14 protein-coding genes, 4 tRNA genes and 2 pseudogenes are annotated in these 22,740 nt (G+C 62.7%); 17 read left to right on the top strand and 3 right to left on the bottom strand.

Going from position 1 to position 22,740, the window contains the following annotated elements:
• Positions 1 to 3 precede the first annotated feature (3 nt).
• From L0C21_RS10180 to L0C21_RS10160, 5 genes and pseudogenes are all read left to right on the top strand, one after another.
• Positions 4 to 1,663, top strand: a pseudogene (locus L0C21_RS10180) (electron transfer flavoprotein-ubiquinone oxidoreductase).
• A gap of 6 nt (positions 1,664 to 1,669) precedes the next feature.
• Positions 1,670 to 3,400 (top strand): tetratricopeptide repeat protein, encoded by a 1,731-nt coding sequence (locus L0C21_RS10175; RefSeq protein ID WP_259278242.1) that lies wholly within the window; start codon positions 1,670 to 1,672, stop codon positions 3,398 to 3,400.
• A gap of 6 nt (positions 3,401 to 3,406) precedes the next feature.
• On the top strand, positions 3,407 to 4,279 hold the full coding sequence (locus tag L0C21_RS10170) for a 4-(cytidine 5'-diphospho)-2-C-methyl-D-erythritol kinase (protein WP_259278241.1): 873 nt from the start codon (positions 3,407 to 3,409) through the stop codon (positions 4,277 to 4,279).
• Positions 4,280 to 4,589: 310 nt separating this feature from the next.
• The gene (locus tag L0C21_RS10165; RefSeq protein WP_259278240.1) at positions 4,590 to 7,307 is read left to right on the top strand and encodes a polysaccharide biosynthesis/export family protein; all 2,718 of its coding nucleotides are present in this window, start codon (positions 4,590 to 4,592) and stop codon (positions 7,305 to 7,307) included.
• 84 nt (positions 7,308 to 7,391) lie between these two features.
• Positions 7,392 to 8,711, top strand: a complete 1,320-nt coding sequence (locus tag L0C21_RS10160) for a nucleotide sugar dehydrogenase (RefSeq protein ID WP_259278239.1) — start codon at positions 7,392 to 7,394, stop codon at positions 8,709 to 8,711.
• An 87-nt stretch (positions 8,712 to 8,798) separates the two neighbouring features.
• On the opposite strand, the gene L0C21_RS10155 is transcribed toward L0C21_RS10160, so the two are convergent.
• Positions 8,799 to 9,584: a YdcF family protein gene (locus tag L0C21_RS10155; protein WP_259278238.1), complete on the bottom strand. Its 786-nt coding sequence runs from the start codon at positions 9,582 to 9,584 to the stop codon at positions 8,799 to 8,801.
• 34 nt (positions 9,585 to 9,618) lie between these two features.
• The gene (locus L0C21_RS10150; RefSeq protein ID WP_259278237.1) at positions 9,619 to 10,620 is read right to left on the bottom strand and encodes an NAD-dependent epimerase; all 1,002 of its coding nucleotides are present in this window, start codon (positions 10,618 to 10,620) and stop codon (positions 9,619 to 9,621) included.
• A 184-nt stretch (positions 10,621 to 10,804) separates the two neighbouring features.
• Here L0C21_RS10150 and L0C21_RS10145 point away from each other — a divergent pair, with 184 nt between their 5' ends.
• Complete coding sequence (locus L0C21_RS10145; RefSeq protein ID WP_259278236.1) at positions 10,805 to 11,857, top strand: glycosyltransferase family 4 protein; 1,053 nt, start codon at positions 10,805 to 10,807, stop codon at positions 11,855 to 11,857.
• Positions 11,858 to 11,933: 76 nt separating this feature from the next.
• Positions 11,934 to 12,008, top strand: a tRNA-Gln gene (locus tag L0C21_RS10140).
• A gap of 64 nt (positions 12,009 to 12,072) precedes the next feature.
• Here L0C21_RS10140 and L0C21_RS10135 read toward each other — a convergent pair.
• Entirely contained in the window at positions 12,073 to 12,303 is a 231-nt protein-coding gene (locus L0C21_RS10135; protein WP_259278235.1) for a hypothetical protein, read from the bottom strand.
• 81 nt (positions 12,304 to 12,384) lie between these two features.
• Between L0C21_RS10135 and L0C21_RS10130 the strand changes: the two genes are divergently transcribed.
• The 10 genes and pseudogenes from L0C21_RS10130 (at position 12,385) to L0C21_RS10085 (ending at position 22,648) form a co-directional block, all read left to right on the top strand.
• Positions 12,385 to 13,890, top strand: coding sequence for an NAD(P)H-hydrate dehydratase (locus tag L0C21_RS10130; RefSeq protein WP_259278234.1), 1,506 nt, complete (start codon positions 12,385 to 12,387; stop codon positions 13,888 to 13,890).
• A 72-nt stretch (positions 13,891 to 13,962) separates the two neighbouring features.
• A tRNA-Leu gene (locus tag L0C21_RS10125) sits at positions 13,963 to 14,047 on the top strand.
• Positions 14,048 to 14,093: 46 nt separating this feature from the next.
• Positions 14,094 to 15,647, top strand: a complete 1,554-nt coding sequence (gene tig / locus L0C21_RS10120; RefSeq protein ID WP_259278233.1) for a trigger factor — start codon at positions 14,094 to 14,096, stop codon at positions 15,645 to 15,647.
• Positions 15,648 to 15,712: 65 nt separating this feature from the next.
• Entirely contained in the window at positions 15,713 to 16,351 is a 639-nt protein-coding gene (gene clpP, locus L0C21_RS10115; protein ID WP_259278232.1) for an ATP-dependent Clp endopeptidase proteolytic subunit ClpP, read from the top strand.
• Positions 16,352 to 16,542: 191 nt separating this feature from the next.
• Positions 16,543 to 17,808 carry an ATP-dependent Clp protease ATP-binding subunit ClpX gene (gene clpX / locus L0C21_RS10110; protein WP_259278231.1) on the top strand — a complete coding sequence of 422 codons (1,266 nt, stop codon included), beginning with the start codon at positions 16,543 to 16,545 and terminating at the stop codon, positions 17,806 to 17,808.
• 151 nt (positions 17,809 to 17,959) lie between these two features.
• A pseudogene (lon, locus tag L0C21_RS10105) lies at positions 17,960 to 20,357 on the top strand (endopeptidase La).
• A 147-nt stretch (positions 20,358 to 20,504) separates the two neighbouring features.
• Entirely contained in the window at positions 20,505 to 20,777 is a 273-nt protein-coding gene (gene hbs, locus L0C21_RS10100; RefSeq protein ID WP_259278230.1) for a non-specific DNA-binding protein Hbs, read from the top strand.
• 141 nt (positions 20,778 to 20,918) lie between these two features.
• Positions 20,919 to 20,993 (top strand) — tRNA-Val (locus L0C21_RS10095).
• 324 nt (positions 20,994 to 21,317) lie between these two features.
• A tRNA-Val gene (locus L0C21_RS10090) sits at positions 21,318 to 21,393 on the top strand.
• Between the two features lie 214 nt (positions 21,394 to 21,607).
• Positions 21,608 to 22,648, top strand: coding sequence for an AI-2E family transporter (locus L0C21_RS10085; protein ID WP_259278229.1), 1,041 nt, complete (start codon positions 21,608 to 21,610; stop codon positions 22,646 to 22,648).
• Positions 22,649 to 22,740: the final 92 nt, after the last annotated feature.

The following is a 22,740-nucleotide window of genomic DNA, read 5'->3' as shown; positions in this document are numbered from 1 at the left end:
GAAATGACCCAACGCGAAGCCATGCCGTATGACGTGGTGATCATCGGCGGCGGTCCGGCGGGGCTGGCGGCGGCGATTCTGCCTGAAGCAGCTTTCCCAGGAGCATGGCCACGACATCTCCGTCTGCGTGCTGGAGAAGGGTTCGGAAATCGGCGCGCACATCCTCTCGGGCGCTGTCGTTGATCCCATCGCGCTCAACGAGCTTATTCCGGACTGGAAGGAGCGGGGGGCGCCGCTGGGCGCGCCGGTGACGGACAACAAGCACTGGGTGCTCACCAAGAGCGGCAAGTTCGACATTCCCCACGTCCTGCTGCCGCCGCTCATGTCCAACAAGGGCTGCTATACGCTCAGCCTTGGCAACCTGTGCCGCTGGCTGGCGTCTCAGGCCGAGGAACTGGGCGTCGAGATCTTCCCCGGCTTCGCGGGCGCGGAGATCCTCTACAATGAGGACGGCTCGGTGAAGGGCGTCGCCACCGGCGACATGGGCGTGGCGCGCGACGGCAGCCACAAGGACATGTACCAGCCGGGCCTCGAGCTGCACGCCAAGTACACCTTCTTCGCCGAGGGCGTGCGCGGGCACCTCTCCAAGCAGCTGATGGACCGCTATTCCCTGCGCGAGGGCGTGGAGCCGCAAACCTACGCCATCGGCATCAAGGAGCTGTGGGACGTGGATCCGGAGAAGCACAGGCCGGGCACCGTGATCCACACCCAGGGCTGGCCGCTCGACGACACCGTGGGCGGCGGCTTCATCTATCATCAGGAAAACAACCAGGTCGCCATCGGCTTCGTCGTGGCGCTGGATTACCGCAACCCCTACCTCTCGCCGTTCGACGAGATGCAGCGCTTCAAGCTGCACCCGGCCATCCGCCCGCTGCTGGAAGGCGGCCGCCGCGTCGCCTATGGCGCGCGCGCCATTAATGAAGGCGGGCTGCAGTCCATCCCGAAGCTGACCTTCCCCGGCGGCACGCTCATCGGCTGCTCGGCCGGATTCGTCAACGTGCCGCGCATCAAGGGCAGCCACAACGCCATGAAGTCGGGCATGCTGGCGGCCGAGGCGGCGTTTGAGAAGCTGAAGGCGGGCGCTGCTGGCGGAGACGAGCTGACGGCCTATCCGAAAGCGCTGAACGCCTCGTGGGTTTACAAGGACTTGTACAAGGTTCGTAACGCACGGCCTGCGCTGTCCAAGTTCGGCATTCTTCTGGGCTCGGTCTACTCGGGGCTGGACATGTGGCTGAACGATCTCGGCCTTGGCAAGCTGCTGCCCTGGACCTTCGGCCACCACCCGGATCACACCCGGCTGCGCCGCAAGGATCACGCCTGGCCGATCAGCTACCCCAAGCCCGATGGCAAGATCACGTTCGACAAGCTGTCGTCGGTTTTCCTGTCCAACACCAACCACGAAGAAGACCAGCCTGTCCATTTGACGTTGAAGGACAAGGACGTTCCCGTCAAAATCAACCTTGAACTCTACGATGCGCCGGAGCAGCGTTATTGCCCGGCGGGGGTTTATGAAATCGTCGGGTTGGACGTTGGCGAACCGAGGCTGCAGATCAACGCGCAGAACTGCGTGCACTGCAAGACCTGCGACATCAAGGATCCGACCCAGAACATCAACTGGGTTGCACCCGAAGGCGGGGGCGGGCCGAATTACCCCAACATGTGAGGTCTCGTGAGAAGGAAAAAAGCAGCAGTCGCCGCCGCTCTCATCGTAGGCGCCCTGGTTCGGGGCAGTCTGGCCGCGACGCCGGCTGCCGCCGCCCTGTCCGCGGAGGATGAGGCTGCCGCCTACCGGGATTACGTCCTCGGGCGTTACGCCTGGTCCAACGACGAGCTGGGGACCGCCGCTCACTACTTCTCCCGCGCCCTGCGGTATGAGGAGAACGATCCGGTACTGCGCCAGCGCACGTTTGAGCTGGCGCTGGCCTCCGGCGACCGTACCCTGTCGCTGGACATGGCGAGGGACGTTCTCGCCAAGGACCCGCAGAACTCGACGGCCGCGCTGACGCTGATCGCGGAGAACTTCCGCAAGGGCAACTATAAGCGCGCGCAGACACTGGTCTCCACCCTTGCCGTGGGCGGGATCGAGGCGGTGATCGCGCCGGTTCTGACGGCCTGGTCGCAGTATGGCCAGGGCGACGGGGAGGCCGCGCTGGCGACCATCAAGCCCACCGAGGCCGAGGGGGTGCTGCGCCTTTACGAACTCGAACATGCGGGCCACATTGCTTTGGCCATGGGCCGGGCGGACGAGGCGCTTCAGTATTATCATCAGGCCCTGAAGATGGATGCCAGCGGCCGCTGGCGCCTGCGTCTCGCCGCGGCGGCTGCAGCCCAGCGGGTGGGAGACACGGCGCAGGCAAAGGCCCTGCTGGAAATCGAAACCGATCCGGACCGGCGGGTCTTCTTCGCCGAGGCGCGCAAGCGGCTGGAGGAGGGGAAGAAGATTGACCCGCTGGTCTCCTCGCCTGCCGACGGCATGGCGGAGTTAATGATGCAGGCCGCCAACGATCTGATGCAGGGCGAGCCGATCCCGCTGGCGCTGGTGTTCTCGCGGGTGGCTGAGCTTGCCCGGCCGGCCATGGTCGAGGCCCAGCTGCTGTCGGCCCATATTTTGCGGCTGAACAAGGAATATCGCGGCGCGCTGGCAACGGTTGAGCCGCTGGAGCCGGAGGGGCCGTTCGGGGTCGATGTGCTGCTGGAGAAGGCGCGCATCCTGCAGGATATGAACAAGGCGGATGAGGCCCTCTCCCTCTTGCAGACCGCAACGATCCGCTATCCGCAAAGCCGCCGGGCCCAGATCGAGCTGGGCGAGGCGCTCCGCCGCCTGGAGCGGCACCAGGAGGCGATCAACGCCTATTCGGCTGCTCTCGCCCTGCAGCCGACGGTTCGGCCGCAGGACTGGTATCTCTATTTCCTGCGCGGCGTCGGCTACGAGCGGCTGGGGCAATGGACCAAGGCCGAAACGGATCTGCGGAAGGCCCTGTCGCTCAATCCGGATGAGCCGAACGTGCTGAATTACCTCGGCTATTCCTATCTCGAACAGCGGCGGAACCTGGGGGAGGCCAAGCGCCTGATCGCCAAGGCGGTGGAGTTGCGGCCGGATGACGGCTTCATCATCGACTCGCTGGGGTGGGCCTATTTCATGTCCGGCCAGTATAATGACGCGGTGAAGCATCTGGAACAGGCGGTCGCGGCCGAGCCGGGCGATGCCACCATCAACGAGCATCTGGGCGATGCCTACTGGCGCGTGGGGCGTACCATCGAAGCCCGCTTCCGCTGGCGCGCGGCCATGGACAGCGAGCCGGAGAAAGATCAGTCACGCCGGCTGACGGCCAAGCTCGAACTTGGCCTAGACAGCGCCACGGCTGTGGCATCGGCCCGCCCGGTCGCTCCCAAGCGCTGAGTTTCCATGCGTTCTGCGTTAATCGTCGAGCCAGCTCCGGCCAAGCTTAACCTGTTCCTGCATGTGGTGGGGCGGCGGGCCGACGGCTATCACCTGCTGGAGACCCTGTTTGCCTTCACCGAAGCGGGGGACGAGCTGAGCGTTGCCGCCAGCGATGATCTCTCGCTGGTCATCGAAGGGCCCTATTCGCAGCCGCTCGTGGCCGAGGGGGACAATCTGGTGCTGCGCGCGGCGCGGGCGCTGGCCGCAGCGGCCGGGCTGGATGCGCCGCAGGCGCGGATCCTGCTCCGCAAGAACCTGCCCGTGGCGGCAGGATTGGGGGGCGGCTCCGCCGATGCGGGTGCGGCGCTCAGGGCGCTCAACCGTCTGTGGGGGCTGGACTGGCCGTTGGAGCGTCTGGCGGCCATCGGCGCGGAACTGGGGGCAGACATTCCCGCCTGCGTCTACAGCCGGCCCATGATGGGGCGGGATATCGGTACGGACCTTGCCCCCACGCAGCTGGCAGAGCCCTTGCCTGTGGTGCTGGTCAACCCAGGGGTGCCGCTGGTGACGGCCCATGTGTTCCGCGCCCTTGCTGAGATGGGGCAGGCATTCACGCCAAGGCTGGAGGCGCAAGTGCCGGCCGTGCCGACGCTCGCTTGGGTGGCAGGCTTGAAGAATGACCTGGAAGAGGCTGCGAGACGCTGCTGCCCGTTGCTCGATGCTGTGGAAGGCGCGCTTCGGTTGCAGGAGGGCGTGGCGCTGGTGCGGATGGCGGGGTCAGGGCCAACCTGGTTTGCGGTTTTCCGCGACGCAGGTTGCGCGGGCAAGGCCGCCAGCCACCTGCGGCAGCAGCATCCGGGTTGGTGGGTAGCCGAAACGACAGTGCTTTGCGGTTAAAGAGTGTACGTCAATCGGAGCGTTGCTTGACGCCCCGAGGGTCCGCCTCTATCAGCCGTTGCGCTGGCACTTGCTTTAACAAGGGGGAAATATCCATGCATGTGAGGGTCTGCGGAGGTCGCGTTTCGGGCGGTTCCCGGCGCGATAAAACGACGCCAGGGCTCTCTGTGCGTGTTGCGGCGCGCATGGGTGTAGGGGTTGTGCTGTTGGCATCGGTGTTCGGGTTCAGCCCGACTGCGAACGCGCAGCTCTTCGATCCATCCCTGCTGAAGAACTTGCAAGGCCAGTTGACGGGCAAGGGGGGCAATCCATGTCCGTCAGTTCGCCCGTTGACGACTCACGCGGCGCGTCGGGCTCCTCTGATTTTTTGAGCGGCGCTGCTGGATTGTCCGGCATGACCGCGAGCGAGCGCGAGCTGCGCGAACTGCAGGCCCGGCAGCTTTTGCTAGAAAACTACAAGCCGTCGGCCATCGAAGAGGCATATCGCGAGCGAACCGGCAACAAGGACCTGCGCCAGTTCGGCTATGACCTGTTCGAGGCAGCTTTCAGTCAGGCCAGCCAGAATGGATCGTTCACTGGCCGGGTGGGCGGCAACTACATCGTCGGCGTTGGCGATGAGTTCGTCGTCCTGTTTCAGGGGCCGGAGCCTCGCAACATCACAACCCGCGTTGACCGGGAAGGGCGGCTGATCATCGATCAGCTGCCGCCGATTCCAGCCGCTGGCCGCCGCTTCGACGCGGTGATGCAGGACATTCAGGCGGCTACCCGCCAGACCATGCTGGGAACCGAAGCCCATGTTTCGCTGGGGGCCGTGCGGTCGATTTCGGTCGTCGTTGGCGGCGAAGTGGAGCGTCCGGGCCAGTATAACCTGACCTCGCTCAGCGATATCACCCATGCTCTGGCCCAAGCCAACGGCATCAAGCGCACGGGCTCGCTGCGTCAGGTCCGGATCGAGCGTGCCGGCCGCAGCGTCACGGTTGACCTGTATGGTCTGCTGGGCATCGGCACGCCGCCGCTCATTCGCCTGCAGGATGGCGACCGCATCATCGTCCCGACCATCGGCCGCACCATTGCCGTGACTGGGTCTGTGGTCCGGCAGGGTATCTTCGAAATGGCGCCGGGCAATCAGTCCCTGACGCTGAGCCAGGCCGTCGGCTTTGCCGGCGGCGCGCTGCGCCCGACCGGGAATGACTATTCCGTGCTTCGCATCATGCCGAATGGTCGGGAGGAGGTTATCGCCCTGACCGAGCAGTCGGAAACTATCCAGCATGGCGATGTTGTGCAGGTGCTGGGGCGTGAGCGCTTTACCACGGGCAAGGTGACGCTGAGCGGTTATGTCAACAACCCCGGCGTGCGGTCCCTCACCATGGCGCCGACAGTAAAGGCGCTGCTGGGGGGCTCTGCCAACAATATGCAGATGGGCAGCTATCTGCCCTTTGCCGTGTTGCTGCGCCGCGATCCGATTTCCAGCTCCACCGTTTTTTCGGGCGTCAACCTGTATGACGTCTTTTATGAAAATCAGGATGTGAGCCTTCGGAGCGAGGACCAGCTCATCGTTCTCGGTAGCAAGGATATTGTCTTCCTGCAAAGCCCGGAGGTGCGGAGCATCGTTCTCGGGCAGCCCAATCCCAAGCCGGAATGCGTATCGCTCGTAAATCTTGAGAAGCTGGTTCAGGACAGTCAATCGGATCGATTTGCTGCCGTGACCCGCGGCTCGTTCATTATCGATAAGGGCAATAAGCTGGGGGTTGGTACGGCAGGTGGCGCCCAGAACCGTCTGGGTGTCTCTGACGTAGAAAAGATTGCGATGGATCAGTCAGCCTTCGGGATGACGGATCCGCGGATGCAGCAGCTAGGGCGAGTGGGCCAGCAACCGGGAATGGCGGCCGGGGCGACCGCCCAAGGGCAATCCAACCAGGCTTATGGCCAAATTAACCAGGAAGAAGATCCCGAAAAGGCAAAGCAGCTGCACGATGAAATGTGCCCGCCGGTTTTCGAGGATAATCCGGCCATCCTTCCGTTCCTTCTCGAAAACGTGGTGGTTGCAGGCGGCAACCTGCGGCGGCCAGGCATCTATCCGGTCTGGGGAACCCTGCCGATCAATGTCATGGCATCGATTGCCGAAGGTTTGGCATCGCGCAGCGACAACTTCACGGTCGATCTGACCCGGGCCGATCCCTACAACGGGACCACCAACCAGACGGCCATACAGGGGACGATGGATACGTTCGCCGCGATCAAGGTCTCGGCGGGTGATGACTTGCGCTTCAATGTGCTGCAGCCGCAGTATGAGGTTGGCGCGGTTCTGCTGACCGGTGAATTCCTGAGGCCGGGCCTCTATTCGATCCGCAAGGGCGAGACCCTCTCCCAGCTGATCGAGCGCGCAGGGGGGCTGACAGAGCACGCCTATCCCTATGGTGCCGTTTTCACCCGTCGGAGCGTCAAGCTCGCTCAGCAGGAAGGGTTCAAGCGAACGGCACGGGAAATGAATACGGCGCTCTTGTCCATGTCTGCCCGCAAGAATGTGAGCGCTGATGCGCTGGCGGCGGCAACGTCGCTGACCAATGACCTTTCCACCATGGATGCGCCGGGGCGCATGGTGGTTGAGGCGGATCCGACGGTTCTTGCCGCCTACCCAGAGGCAGACACGGTGCTGGAAGCCGGCGATGCCATTTACATGCCCAAGAAGCCGAACTTCGTATTGGCAATGGGTGATGTCCTGAACCCCGGCGCCTTGCAGTTTGCCAAGGGCAAGACAGCGAAGGACTATCTCGAGGAAGCCGGTGGTATTCAGCGTTCGGCCGATGAAGGGCGCGTCTTCATCGTTTATCCCAACGGCGTTGCCCAGCCGCTGAAAACCTCCGGGTGGCTCCGGTCAAGCGCGGCCGTGGTGCCGCCGGGCAGCACAATCGTCGTGCCGAAGGATATCGATCCACTTTATACCCTTGATATTGTGAGAGACGTTGCAACCATTATTGGTCAGTTCGCAACGGCTCTGGCGTCGATCGCTGTGATCTCCAATCAGTAAGTCAGGCTTTGCGTTCATAAATTGAGTTCATAATCAGACAGCCCGCCGGAATTTCCGGCGGGCCGCCAACCAGAAGGAGCTTGTATGACCGCACAGCTGGGGCCAAAGACCAAGGTAGCCGTGATTGGCCTGGGATATGTCGGATTGCCGCTGGCGGTCGTATTAGCGCGCCACTTCGATACCATTGGCTTTGACATCAACCAGACGCGCGTCGATGAGCTGCGGAAGGGGCATGATCGCACCGACGAGGTGGAGGCGGCGGTTCTGCGGGCCTCCAGCCTGCATTTGACCACCAATGTGGAAGAGTGCCGCGGCGCGGACATTTTTATTGTGACCGTGCCTACGCCGGTTGATGAAACCAATACGCCGGATCTCCGGCCGGTCATGTCTGCGACCAGGAGCGTGGCCAGCGTGCTGACGCCGGGCGCTGGCGCCATCGTGGTTTATGAAAGCACGGTTTATCCGGGCGTGACGGAAGACATGTGCGGGCCCGAGCTGGAACGTGTCTCGGGTCTCAAGCGGGGCGTGGACTTTTTCCTCGGCTATTCGCCCGAGCGGATCAATCCCGGCGATCGCGAGCATACGGTTGATCGCATCACCAAGGTGATCTCGGGCGAGAATCCCGAGGTTCTCGAAAAACTGGCGACGCTTTATGGCAGCGTGACGAGCGGCGGCGTCTTCCGGGCCAAGAGCATCAAGGCAGCCGAGGCAGCCAAGGTGATCGAGAACGCCCAGCGGGATATCAACATCGCCTTCATCAACGAAGTGGCGATGATTTTCCAGAAAATCGGCCTGTCAGCCTATGATGTGCTGGAGGCTGCCGGGACCAAGTGGAACTTCCTCAAGTTCTCCCCGGGCCTGGTTGGTGGTCACTGCATTGGCGTTGATCCCTATTATCTTTCCTTCCGCGCGCAGGAGCTGGGACACGACCCGGAGGTCATTCTGGCCGGCCGGCGCATCAATGATGGCATGGGGCGCTATATCGCTGACTGCATCCATCAGCGGATTGGCGCTAATTCCCGTGTTCTGGTGCTTGGGCTGACGTTCAAGGAGAATGTCCCCGATCTCCGCAATTCCAAGGTCATCGACGTCATTCGCGGACTGGAGGCCCATGGCCATAAGGTGCGGGTGCATGATCCGCTTGCCGATGGCGATGAGGCTCACGAGGAATACGGAGTTACGCTGCTCCGCCGCATGGCCGATATTCGGATGGATGATCCGAGCCGCGCTGCCGAGACCGAGCCGTTCGATGCGGTCGTGGCGGCGGTGCCGCATAATGTCTATGCCCAGATGAGCGCGGAACAGGTCGCACGGCTGGTCAAGGCGGACGGGCTCGTGGCGGACATCAAGGGCATGTGGCGGCATATGGAGCTGCCGAATGGAATTCACCGCTGGCAGCTCTAGATACCAGTGCAGCCCCAAGCTGGGCGGAAACCATTGCCGGGCATGTTGGCGCCCTTCCTGCCTCTTGGCGGGAAGGGCGCTTCTCTTCTAGTCGGCTGGCCAGAGACGGAGGGTGCGGCCGGTGACGCGGTAATAGATCAGCCCCAGCCACTCGTGCAGGGCACTGTCCACAAGATAAAGATTGTTGAGCGGATCGAGTGTGAAGCCCGTGTCTTTGCCCTCCAGCGACCAGGTTTGGTAATCCACCGGCACGGGAATGATTTCCGTGTTGATCGCTTCAAAGCAGAGCATGGCGCGTGGCAGGTGGAAGGCGGAAGTGACGAGCAGGGAGCGGCGCAGCTCATCCCGGCTGAGATGGGAAGCGACTCCGCGCGCGTTCTCGCATGTGTTTGCCGTCTTCTCGACGCGTTTGATCCGGTCCTCGGGTAGTCCCAGCGCAAGCGCGGTGCGGCGCATGACGCCCGTATCCGAAGTGCCATCGGGCAAGGTGATGCCGCCGACGAGATATAGATCGGCTTCAGGAAACCGGCGGGCGAGCGTGATGCCGGTCAGAATGCGCTCCGCCCTGCCATTGAATTCGGGCTCGCCGCGCATCGAACTGGCGAACAGATTTTCCCCTCCGGCTAGTACGACGATAGCAGGCGGAGTGGCGGCGGTGAGATCTGGTGTCTTGTATCGGAATTCAAGCGGTCGCATCAGCCAGAAGCCGGTCGGCGCAATGGCTAAGATGAGAAACAGCAACGCGCCGGCGCTTGCAACCCGCAATCCCGCACGGGGACGGCGCAGCAGGCCCAGGATGACGCCGATCAGGCAGAGCCAGATCGGCAATGCGCCTGGGCCAAGGGCGGCCCAAAGGGAATAGTTGAATGTCATCTGGCCGCCTTTGCCTCCGCTGATCAGGCAGGTCTCAGGCGAGCCGGTGATATTGCTTGAACCAATCCACGAAGCGAGGGATGCCCACATCGATCGGCGTCGTGGGCTCGAACCCCAGATCGTTCTGAATGGCTGCAATGTCGGCGTAGGTTTCGCGCACATCGCCCGGTTGCATGGGCAGAAGCTCGCGCTTGGCCTCCTTGCCCAGCGCCTGTTCCAGCACCTCGATCATCCGCAGGAGCGGCTCCGAGCGATGGTTGCCGATGTTGTAGACGCGGTGGGGGGAAACCGAGCCGCCGGCCTTGGGTTTGCCGTCATCCGGTGGCGGATTGTCGAGGCAGGCGACAACACCGGTCACGATGTCATCGACGTAAGTGAAGTCGCGGCGCATGTCGCCGTGATTGAACACCTTGATGGCCTCCCCCTTCAGGATGGCATCGGTGAACAGCCACAGAGCCATGTCCGGCCGGCCCCAGGGGCCGTAAACGGTGAAGAAGCGCAAACCGGTTTGGGGCAGACGGTAGAGGTGGCTGTACACCTCGCTCATCAGCTCATCCGACTTCTTTGTGGCTGCGTAGAGGGATATGGGGAGATCCACGCGGTCCTCCACCGCGAAGGGCAGTTTCTTATTGCTGCCGTAGACGGAGGAGGAGGAGGCATAGACCAGGTGTTTCAGGCCCTCCTTATGCCGGCAATACTCCAGGATGTTCAGATGGCCGAGCAGATTGGACGTGACATAGGCATGGGGGTTGGTGATGGAGTAGCGCACCCCGGCCTGCGCGCCCAAGTGTACCACACGATCGATATCATGGGGCCTTAGAGCCTCGGTCAATGCCGCGTTATCCGCAAAGTCAACGTGCAAGAAACTAAAGCTGTTGTGAGCGCGTTGAAGTTCAGCGAGCCGAGCCCGCTTCAGTTCGACACTGTAATAATCGTTTAAATTATCTACTCCAATGACCTGCTCACCCCGGTCGAGGAGTCTTTTGGCGACGTGGTGGCCGATGAACCCCGCAGCGCCGGTAACAAGTATTGGCATGGTTCAGTCTCAAATTGTGGGTTAATAGCTTGAGGTGGTGCAATAAAGGCGCTAGTCACCCCGGTAACGATGTCTTAGCTGAGGCAGGCTATTGCTGCAATCCCATGTTGTGCGTTCTGGGATGCGGCGGGCGGGCTCGTTCGTTTGTGTCGCCACTCGTTTCCTTTCCTGAGGTTGCAGCCAGATGACTGACGAAATGTTATGTGCCGCTCTGGGGTCGGGTTTGTTTGCGACGCTTATCGGATTGAACGCGCGATACCTCGGGCGGCTGCTCGGGCTGCTCGATTTTCCTGATCCGATTGGAGGGCGCAAGCGTCACGCCCATGTGACCCCGCTGCTCGGCGGCACGGCAGTCCTCATTCCGGTTATCCTGGCTCTATTCGCCATGTCGTTCGGCTTCGGTGGAACCCCGGCGATCAATCAGGTGGAGCTTGCCATCATCGCTTGCCTGGTTGCGGTGTTCTTCATGGTGGGCGTGACCGACGACCGCTGGGAGCTCACGCCGCGATTCAGGCTGATTGTCGGGGTCATGGCTTTCAGCCTGGCCATGATTATGGTGCCGGAGCTTGAAATTCATACGCTTCGTTTTGCGCTTACCAACAGCCCGAACGGCCCTGAGGAAGTGATTCCCCTGGACCATGGCGGCGGCGTGTTTACCCTGCTGTGCATGGTGGGTCTGCTCAATGCCGTCAACATGGCGGACGGCAAGAACGGGCTGGTGATCGGCCTGGCCTTGATGTGGACAGGATGCCTTTCGTTGTATGCGCCCGATCATCTCGATGGCGTTTTGCTGATTGCAGGCGCAGCTCTGGCAACAGCGCTCTATTTCAATCTGCGCGGCCAGTTTTTCCTGGGGGATGGCGGCAGCTATGGCCTCTCAGCCCTGTTCGGCGCCATGGCCATCTATGTCTACAACCAGCCGGACAGCACTTTAACGGCTGGGCCTGTGGCCACCTGGTTCATCATTCCTGTGGTCGATTGCCTGCGTCTGCTCACGACCCGCCTCCTCAAGGGGCGTTCGCCATTCAGCGGCGATCGGGACCATTTTCATCATCATCTTGGCTATCTGCTGAGATGGCCCAACAGCCTGCTCGTGTACTGGGCAATGGTGGGCATTCCATCCGTGGCGGCCTATCTGTTCCCGGAGTTTAATCTCCAGGTCCTGGTGGCTGTCGTGCTGGTCTACGCAATGGTTATCGCCACCGCTTACCGGCGTCAGGCGGTCAACGCGGGATAGATTGCGAAAACATGCGGCCAACGCGCATTTGCCTCTTTTCTCCTGGGGGAAGAACGGTATAGTGCGCGCCGCCTGCTGGGGCGTAGCCAAGCGGTAAGGCAGCGGTTTTTGGTACCGCCATTCCCAGGTTCGAATCCTGGCGCCCCAGCCAAGCTCTTCTTTTTTTCCGGAAAATCTATTTGAGCAGAAGCGGCTTACCAGCCGCTGCGGTTGGTCTATCGGGTCAGCCAGGAAGAGCGCTCATGCGCGGAAGATGATCGATTGGCCGTATGATCGGTGGCTGGCTTGCGCTTTTCCGCCTTGCGGGTGGCAGGCAGCACTGGCTCACCCAGCTCATTACGGGGAACGAAGCCTGGGGCGTAGGACTCTTCCTTCGAGATGAGGAACGGCGACGACGCGCACCCGGAGAGCACGAAGGCCAGTCCGACGATAATTCCAGTTTTCAACTGCATCCTGTCTTCTGTTCAATCTTGCGCTATCACGACATCATTCATTCCCAGCACTAAATGAGACCGAGGGCGATGTCCATGTTCCATCCCCTGCTGACCGCCAAGCAGATGAAACGTTTGGAGCAGGAGCGGTTTGCAGCCGGCCAGTCGAGCCTCGCGGCCATGGAAGCGGCGGGACGGTCGGTTGCAGATGAAGCCCTGCGACGCTGGCCAGGGTCGCGGCAGGCAGTGGTGTTGGCCGGACCTGGGAATAACGGCGGCGACGGCTTTGTGGTGGCGCGCCATCTGGCGGAAGCCGGATGGGCCGTGGTGACGGGCACATGGGGTGACTCCGAGGCTCTACGGGGTGACGCCCAGACCATGTGCCGGCGCTGGAGCGGTGAGACGGTGGCGTTGGAAGAAGCGCTGGATCGCATTGAACCGGAGACAGTGGTGATCGATGCCCTGTTCGGTATCGGATTCAGCCGACCGGTGGAGGAGGGGCGGGCCGCGCGGATCCGGGGCGCCTGCGACCGGGCATTTGGCGTCATCGCCGTTGATGTGCCGAGCGGGGTTGATAGCGATACGGGTCGGCTCGTCACGGACATGGTCTGGGCGGATGCAACCGTTACTTTCGGAGCTAGGAAGCCGGGTCATGTGCTGGAGCCGGGCCGTTCCCGCTGTGGCGAGGTGGTGCTGGCTCCCATCGACCTGTCGCCGCGCGAGAACGAACTGGAGAGCCTCGGAATCGAAACCTGGGCGGTGGGTGAGCCGCGCCTGCCGCGTCCCGGCCCGCAGGATCATAAGTACAGCCGCGGGCACGTGTGGGTGGCCTCGGGCGGGCCATCCGCCACCGGCGCGGCGCGGCTGGCGGCGCGAGCGGCGCTGCGCGTCGGGGCAGGGGTAGTAACGATCGCCAGCCCGCCGAGCGCCGTTGCGGTCAATGCGGCGCATGTGACGGCGATCATGGTGCGCCGGGCGGAAACGCCGAGGGACTTGGTGGCCTGCCTTGCGGACGAGCGGTCGAGCGGCATGCTGATCGGCCCCGGCTTCGGCATTGGCGAGCGCTGCCGGGAAGCGGTGCTGGCGCTGCTGGCCAGGGCCAAGCCGCTGGTGCTGGATGCCGATGCGCTCACCAGCTTCGAGGATGACCCTGAGGCCCTGTTCCGCGCCATTACGGGCCCGGTGGTGATGACGCCTCATGAAGGCGAGTTCCGCCGCCTGTTCCCGATGCTGGATGATGGCGCGCCCAGGCTGGAGCGAGCGCGGGAGGCGGCGAGGTTGTCGGGCGCGGTCGTGCTGCTCAAGGGACCGGATACGGTGATCGCAACGCCTGATGGACAGGCTTTCGTCAACGGCCATTCCTCGCCTGAGCTGGCGACAGCGGGGTCGGGAGATGTGCTCGGCGGCACCATCCTCGGCCTTATCGCCCAGGAGCGTCAGCTTGGGTTTTCCGTGGCCGAGGCGGCTGCGGTCGCGGCCTGGATTCACGGTGAGGCCGGGCGGCGGATAGGGCCAGGATTGATCGCAGAGGATCTTCCCGAGACCTACCCGGATATTCTAAAAGCTATAGCCGTTCCTTTCGGGCGGCGCAGTTGGCGATAAGGGGTCGGCGATAAGGGATTGTTGCGTCATCCCACCCCTGTGCTATAGACGCCGCTTCGATTTCAGGCCTTGGCGGATGTGGCGGAATTGGTAGACGCGCTGGATTTAGGTTCCAGTGTCGAAAGACGTGGGGGTTCGAGTCCCTTCATCCGCACCAAGGCTTCACGGCCGCCTGGCGGCACATGACGAGTTGAGAGAACGCCATGCAGATCAGCGAGACGTTGAACGAAGGTTTGAAGCGCGCCTACACCGTGGTGGTGCCGGCGGCCGACCTGTCCCGGAAACTGGACGAGCAGATTGGCACTGTCGCCAAGACCATCCGTATGCCCGGCTTCCGTCCCGGCAAGGTTCCCACCTCGCTGGTGCGTAAGGTGCATGGCGCTGCGCTGACCGGCCAGGTGCTGGAAGAGGCCGTGCAGGAAGGCTCGCAGAAGGTGCTGGAGGAGAACAAGCTCCGCCCGGCGCTGCAGCCGAAGATCGAGGTGACCAAGTACGAGCCCGAGTCCGATCTCGAGTTCACCATGGACCTGGAGATCCTGCCGAACGTGGCGGTTCCCGACCTGTCGGGCCTGAAGCTGGAAAAGTGGGTCATTCCGGTTGAGGACAAGGAAGTCGACGAGGCCGTCGAGCGCCTGGCCTCCCAGCAGAAGGCCTTCGAGGACGCGCCGAAGAACCACAAGGCCGCCAATGGCGACGCCGTAATCATCGACTTTGTTGGCAAGCTGAACGGCGAGCCGTTCGAGGGCGGCAAGGGCGAGGACACCCAGCTGGAGCTGGGCTCGGGCATGTTCATCCCGGGCTTCGAGGAGCAGCTGGTCGGCGTGAAGGCCGGTGAGGAAAAGACCATCACCGTGACCTTCCCGGCCGAGTACCCGGCCGAGAACCTGGCGGGCAAGGAGACCACCTTCGACGTCACCGTGAAGAAGGTGCAGACCGCCAAGCCGGTTGAGATCAACGACGAACTGGCCAAGAACTTCGGCCTCGAGAGCCTCGAGTCGCTGAAGGAGATCCTGAAGTCGCAGATCGAGCGCGAGCACAACGGCCTGACCCGCACGTATCTCAAGCGCAAGCTGCTGGACGCCCTGGCCGCCACCCACGACTTCCCGGTGCCGGAAGGCATGGTGGAGGCCGAGTTCCAGCAGATCTGGGCTCAGCTGGAGCGCGAGGCCGGCGACAACGAGGAAGAGAAGGCCAAGCTTGAAGCCGAGAAGGAAGAGTACCGCAACATCGCCGTGCGCCGCGTGCGCCTCGGCCTGCTGCTCTCCGAAATCGGCCAGGCCAACAACATCCAGATCACCCAGGCCGAAATGAACCGCCTGATCGCCCAGGAAGCCCAGCGCTACCCGGGCCAGCAGGAGCAGGTGGTGAAGTTCTTCCAGCAGAACCAGATGGCTGCCGCCCAGCTGCGCGCGCCGCTGTATGAAGAGAAGGTGGTGGACTTCATCCTCGGCCAGATCGAGGTGACCGAGAAGTCCGTCACCCGCGAAGAACTGACCCAGGCGTTGGAATCGGACGACGAGACCACTTCGGCCAAGCCGGCCGACGAGGCCCCGAAGAAGAAGGCCTCCAAGCCCAAGGCCAAGAAGACTGAGGCCGAGACCGAGGAAGCGGAGGCTCCGGCCGAAGCCGCTCCGGCCAAGCCGAAGGCCAAGGCCAAGGCGAAGGCGGAACCCGAAGCCGAGGCTGGCGCCGAAGAGGCTCCGGCCAAGCCGAAGAAGAAGGCTCCTGCGAAAGCCTCTTCCAAAAAGGCTGAATAAACCCAATCTTAGCAATCGGGGGCGCGAGCCCCCGATTGTCTTAGGTGAATTGAAAGGCGACGCCCATGATCGACCCGATCAGCCATTACCAGAACAGTCTTGTACCCATGGTCATTGAGCAGTCCACGCGGGGCGAGCGGGCGTTTGACATCTACTCCCGCCTGCTGCGGGAGCGCATCATCTTCGTGACGGGCGGCATCGAGGACCACATGGCGTCCCTCATCGTCGCCCAGCTGCTCTTCCTGGAGGCTGACAACCCCAAGAAGGACATCTTCATGTACATCAACTCGCCGGGCGGCGTGGTGACGGCGGGCCTCGCCATCTACGACACCATGCAGTACATCCGCCCCAAGGTGGCGACGGTGTGCATCGGCCAGGCAGCCTCCATGGGCGCGTTCCTCCTGGCGGCCGGCGAGCCGGGCATGCGCTGGGCCCTTCCCAATGCCCGGATCATGATTCACCAACCCTCGGGCGGCGCCCAGGGTCAGGCGACGGACATCGAGATCCAGGCGCGCGAAATCCTGCGGATCCGCCAGCGACTCAATGAAATTCTCCAGAAAAACACCGGTCGTTCCCTGGAGGAGGTTGAAAAAGCCGTCGAGCGCGACACATTTATGACGGCTGATGAAGCCAAGGCCTGGGGACTGATCGATACCGTTTACGAACGGCGACCCGAGACGCCGGAAGAGGGTGAAAAACGGTAGTCGGCTGTTCTGACGCGCTGGAATCCAGAAACGTCTGCGATTTGTTAAGCCTCTTTTGAGGCGCGGCGCGTTATAGTCCCTGCGTCTGAATGGAGGGGAGAACCCTCTATTTCGGGATTGTGAAGCCCTAGAGGCTCGGTCTAGGATGCCAGCGTCGGCTGCGTATTGGGCCGAACGAGGAAAGGACGCGCATGACCAAGCTCAGCGGCAGCGACTCGAAGAATACGCTCTACTGCTCCTTCTGTGGCAAGAGCCAGCACGAGGTTCGCAAGCTGATCGCCGGCCCGACCGTGTTCATCTGCGATGAATGCGTCGAGCTGTGCAATGATATCATTCGGGAAGAAACCAAGTCGGCTCTGGTGAAGAGCCGGGACGGCGTTCCGACGCCGCGGGAAATCTGCAAGGTTCTGGACGACTACGTGATCGGCCAGAGCCATGCCAAGCGCGTGCTCTCGGTTGCCGTTCACAACCACTACAAGCGCCTGAACCACGGCCAGAAGAACAGCGACGTCGAGCTGGCGAAGTCCAACATCCTGCTGGTCGGCCCGACGGGCTGCGGCAAGACGCTGCTCGCCCAGACGCTGGCCCGCATTCTGGACGTGCCGTTCACCATGGCGGATGCGACCACGCTGACCGAAGCCGGTTACGTGGGCGAGGACGTTGAGAACATCATCCTGAAGCTGCTCCAGGCTGCCGACTACAACGTCGAGCGGGCGCAGCGCGGCATCGTCTACATCGACGAGATCGACAAGATCAGCCGCAAGTCCGACAACCCGTCGATCACGCGGGACGTGTCGGGCGAGGGCGTGCAGCAGGCGCTGCTCAAGATCATGGAAGGCACCACCGCTTCGGTTCCGCCCCAGGGCGGCCGCAAGCACCCGCAGCAGGAGTTCCTCCAGGTCGATACGACCAACATCCTGTTCATCTGCGGCGGCGCCTTCGCCGGTCTCGACCGGATCATCGCCGATCGCCTGCAGGGCAAGTCCATTGGCTTCGGCGCGAACGTGCAGTCGCCGGACGAGCGCCGCACGGGTGAGATCCTGAAGCAGTGCGAGCCGGAAGACCTGCTGAAGTTCGGCCTGATCCCCGAGTTCATCGGCCGTCTGCCGGTGATCGCAACGCTCGAGGACCTGGACGAGGCGGCGCTGGTCAAGATCCTGTCCGAGCCGAAGAACGCGCTCGCCAAGCAGTACCAGCGGCTGTTCGACATGGAAGGCGTGAAGCTGACCTTCAACCCGGATGCGCTGCAGGCGATCTCGCGCAAGGCGATCGAGCGGAAAACCGGCGCGCGCGGCCTGCGTTCCATCATGGAAGCCATCCTGCTCGATACGATGTTCGATCTGCCCGGCATGGATGGGGTCGACGAGGTCGTGATCAACAAGGATGTGGTCGAGGGCCGCAAGGACCCGATCCGGATCTTCTCGCAGACGCGGGAAGACGTGGGGTCTCTGGCCTGACCAGCCGCACGGCCTGCCGATCCGAAGGATAAGGCGTAACTATGGGGAGAGCAGCGTAGCTTGATGGAGCTGGCTGCGCTCCCCATATGCTTAGTGAAGAGCGCGGCACTGCGCGTTGTGCCGGTGCGTGCGCCAAGTGTGTGAGGCTTCAATGCAACAGCTGTACCCTGTTCTGCCCCTTCGCGACATCGTGGTCTTCCCACAGATGATCGTGCCGCTGTTCGTTGGCCGCGAGAAGTCGGTGCGGGCGCTGGAAGAGGTTATGCGCGGCGAAAAGCGCATCTTCCTGCTTTCGCAGAAGAATCCGGCCGATGACGATCCTGGGCAGAAGGAGCTGTATGAGGTTGGCACGCTCGCCAACGTCCTGCAGCTGCTCAAGCTGCCCGATGGCACGGTGAAGGTGCTCGTCGAAGGCAAGGAACGGGCCCGCGTGGACTCGTTCTCCGAGCAGACGGACTATCTGGAAGCCTCGGTCGTTTCGCTGGCCGAGGAAAATGCGGACAGTGACGAAGTGCGCGGGCTGATGCGGTCGGTCATCAGCCAGTTCGAGCAGTATGTCCGCCTGAACAAGAAGATTGCGCCGGAGGTGCTGGTCGGCCTCAACCAGATCAGCGAGCCCTCCAAGCTGGCCGATACGGTGGCGAGCCACCTCGGCCTGAAGATTTCAGACAAGCAACAGCTGCTGGCGACGACCGACGTTGCCAAGCGGCTGGAGATGGTCTTCGGCTTCATGGAAGGCGAGATCGGCGTTCTCCAGGTGGAGAAGAAGATCCGCTCGCGCGTGAAGCGCCAGATGGAGAAGACCCAGCGCGAATACTATCTGAACGAACAGCTCAAGGCGATTCAGCGCGAGCTGGGCGAAACGGATGAAGGCCGGGACGAAACCTCCGAGCTGGAAGAGCGCATCAAGAAGACCAAGCTGTCGAAGGAGGCCCGCGACAAGGCCATGGGCGAGCTGAAGAAGCTGCGCTCGATGAGCCCGATGTCGGCCGAAGCGACGGTGGTGCGGAACTACCTCGACTGGATCCTGGGCCTGCCCTGGGGCAAGAAGTCCAAGGTGAAGAAGGACATCAAGATCGCCGAAGAGGTGCTTGATGCCGACCACTACGGCCTTGAGAAGGTGAAGGAGCGCATTGTCGAGTATCTCGCCGTGCAATCCCGCACCAATAAGCTGAAGGGGCCGATCCTCTGCCTCGTCGGCCCTCCGGGCGTTGGTAAGACCTCGCTGGGCCGCTCGATCGCCAAGGCGACGGGGCGCGAGTTCATCCGCTTCTCGCTCGGCGGCGTGCGGGACGAGGCCGAGATTCTGCGGTCACCGGCGCACCTACATCGGCTCCATGCCGGGCAAGATCATCCAGTCGCTGAAAAAATCAGGCACCAGCAACCCGCTGTTTCTGCTCGATGAGATCGACAAGATGGGCCAGGACTTCCGCGGCGACCCGGCATCGGCGCTGCTGGAAGTGCTCGACCCCGAGCAGAACGCCAAGTTCAACGACCATTACCTCGAGGTCGATTACGACCTGTCGGACGTGATGTTCGTGACGACGGCCAACACGCTCAGGATGCCGCAGCCGCTGCTGGACCGCATGGAGATCATCCAGCTCTCGGGTTACACCGAGGATGAGAAGGTCGAGATCTGCAAGCGGCACCTGATCGGCAAGCAGGTCGAGAACCACGGCCTCAAGAAGGGCGAGTGGTCGGTCTCCGACGAGGCGCTGCGCGACCTGGTGCGCTACTACACCCGCGAGGCGGGCGTGCGTAACCTGGAGCGCGAGCTGGCCAAGCTGGCCCGCAAGTCGCTGAAGTACATCCTCGAAGGCAAAGGGGATTCGGTGCACATCACGCCGGAGAACCTGGAAGAGTTCGCGGGCGTGCGGCGGTATCGCTTCGGCGAATCCGAGCAGGAGGACCAGGTGGGTGCAACCACCGGCCTTGCCTGGACCGAGGTGGGCGGCGAGCTGCTGACCATCGAGGCCGTGACCGTGCCGGGCAAGGGCAACATCAAGACGACCGGCAAGCTCGGCGACGTGATGCAGGAGTCGATCCAGGCGGCCTTCTCCTATGTGAAGGCGCGTTCGGCCCTCTTCGGCATCAAGCCGACGCTGTTCGAGCAGCGGGACATCCACGTGCACGTGCCGGAAGGCGCGACGCCGAAGGATGGCCCTTCCGCTGGTATCGCCATGGTGACGTCCATCGTGTCGGTTCTGACGGGTATTCCGGTTCGCAAGGACATCGCCATGACCGGCGAGGTGACCCTGCGTGGCCGCGTGCTGCCCATCGGTGGCCTCAAGGAGAAGCTGCTGGCGGCCCTGCGCGGCGGCATCAAGACGGTGCTGATTCCCGCCGAGAACGAGAAGGATCTGGCCGAGCTTCCGGAAAACGTGAAGCAGGCGCTGGAGATCATCCCGGTCAAGGTGGCGGATCAGGTGCTCGACCTGGCGCTGACTCAGGCCCTGCAGCCGATCGACTGGAAGGAAGCCGAGGAGATGGCGGCAAGCGCTCCCCGAAACGACCGGCCTGCCGATCGCGAGCCCCCGATGGCACATTAGATTACATCAATAGTAACCATAACCGAAAAAACCATTGGAAAACCGCCCTTACGGGCGGTTTTCCTTTTGACAACATATAAAACAGATTCTTAGATGGCCGCGGCTCAAGGAGCCGGCTTACTTTTTCTATCCTGGGGGTCCAGATCAATGAACAAGCAGGAACTGATCAGCGCCGTTGCCGACAACGCCGGCCTTTCCAAGACGCAGGCGGGCGTTGCCGTTGATGCGCTGTTTGATGCCATCACTTCGGCACTGAAGGCTGGCGATGAAGTGCGCCTGGTCGGCTTTGGTACGTTTGGCGTTGCAACGCGCAAGGCCTCGACCGGCCGTAACCCGCGCACTGGTGAAGAGATCAAGATCAAGGCCAGCAAGACGCCGAAGTTCCGCGCCGGCAAGGCGCTGAAGGACGCCGTCAACTAAGACCGTGCCTTACGGGATGGGCGTCGATGAGCGAGCGGCAGGCCCGCTCCGGCGCCCACCGGAAAAATCGGCAGGGAAACGGAAAAGAGACTGGACAAGCCTCAACCAAACCGCTAATTCCCACGCCGCAGCCGGTGGTGAGGGCGCGTAGCTCAGTGGTAGAGCACTGTGTTCACACCGCAGGGGTCGCAAGTTCAATCCTTGCCGCGCCCACCATCCGCTGAAATCATCTTCCAGATGTTCGATAAGCCCCAGCCACGACGGGGCACATGAAAAGGCCCATCGGGCCTTTTTTGCGTTTGGGCAATGCCTTCCTGAGCCTTCCTGGTTGTCCCTCCCAATGCTCAACGGGCCGCGTGGCCATTGCATCGGCATGGATGAGTTTATCCGCTCAAATTTCGGTTGGAGCATGGCGGGCCGGCTTCGGGACTATTGTGGGACTCTCCTATCAAAAGGTGGCTTTTCGTGCCGTTTTGTTCTGCTTTTACGAAATACCGCTTGACCGCAAACCCGCGCAGAAACTAAGGGACTGCACGCGATGGGCGGTTAGCTCAGTTGGTAGAGCATCTCGTTTACACCGAGAGGGTCGGCGGTTCGAGCCCGTCACCGCCCACCATCGCAGCCCGGCCCGCCGGGCATGAGGGCGGCACAGCGCGCCCATCAGGCCTCAACCTCACCTCCCTATAGACCAGACCTTGCTTGGCGAGGTGCGTCTGCACGCCTGTTGATGGCATGGAACCAGCTAAGTCCTTGAGGGTTCAAGGGCTGGGCATCCGGGCCCGGGCGAGCGCTGGATAGGGGGAATGCCGTTGCCGGATCTGGAAGGAGACATGCGGTTCTTCCGGCGCCTGCTGATTACCGTTGCCGTTGTTCTTCTTCTCGTGGTCCTCTGGCGGCTGCTCCACCTGCTCATGCTGATATTGGGGGCGGTGCTGCTGGCCGTGCTGTTGATCGCGCTCGCCCGGCCGCTCAGCCGCTGGTTGGGAATTTCGGGCAACTGGGCTCTGGCCTTGTCGGTCGCCATCGTGATCGCCCTTATCGCTGGGGGCGTGTGGCTGTTCGGCGCGGAAATCTCTGCTCAGGCCTCGGCGCTGTTCGACGTGCTGCCCCAATCATGGCAGGCGCTGGAGGACCGGCTCATCCAGACGAGCGTCGGACGTCAGATGATGGCGCGGCTGGGCGGCGAGCTTCTTTCCCTGGCCGGCGTCATCGGCGATGTGAGCCGCGTCGTCCTGTCCATCAGCAGCGCCATAACGGACGTATTCATCATTGTGGTGGGCGGCATCTACATGGCGGCCCAGCCTGACCTCTATCGCCGCGGCCTGCTGGCGCTGCTACCGCACGGCCGCCGGGCGCTGGGTGAGGAGACCCTTGCCGAAATGGGCCTTGCCCTCCGGCGCTGGCTGGTGGCCAAGCTGATCGCCATGATTATCATTGGCGTTTTGTCCATCGTGGGCCTGTCGGTCATCGGCGTGCCCTCGGCCATGGCGCTGGGCCTGTTCGCGGGGCTGGCGGAGTTCGTGCCGCTGGTGGGGCCGGTCATCGCCGCCATTCCAGCCTTGCTCGTTGCTGGCGGAGAAAGCTTCGAGATGGCGATGTGGACCCTGGCGCTTTACATCGTCGTCCAGCAGCTGGAGAGCAACATCATCACGCCGCTTGTCCAGCAGCATGCCATTTCCCTGCCGCCGGCGCTCACCCTGTTCGCGGTGATCGCGGCTGGCCTGCTGTTCGGGCCGATCGGTGTGCTTTTCTCCGGTCCGCTGACGGTGCTCGCCTTCGTGGCGGGCAGGCTGCTCTATGTGCGCGAGACGCTGGGCAGCGAGGCCCATGTGCCCGTGCAGGCGGACAAGGACACATCCCCGCTGCCCTGAGAAGGCGCGCACCCCCCATATTCGCGGGGCAACTCGGCGGGGGGCTATGGGCGGCTTCCGTGCGGACCCGTGTTATCGTCCCGCGGACAGGC

The sequence above is a fragment of the Pedomonas mirosovicensis genome, from assembly GCF_022569295.1.
GTDB lineage: Bacteria > Pseudomonadota > Alphaproteobacteria > Sphingomonadales > Sphingomonadaceae > Pedomonas > Pedomonas mirosovicensis.
The sequence above is the reverse complement of the archived record's forward strand: the minus strand, read 5'-3'. Positions and strand labels throughout refer to the sequence as shown.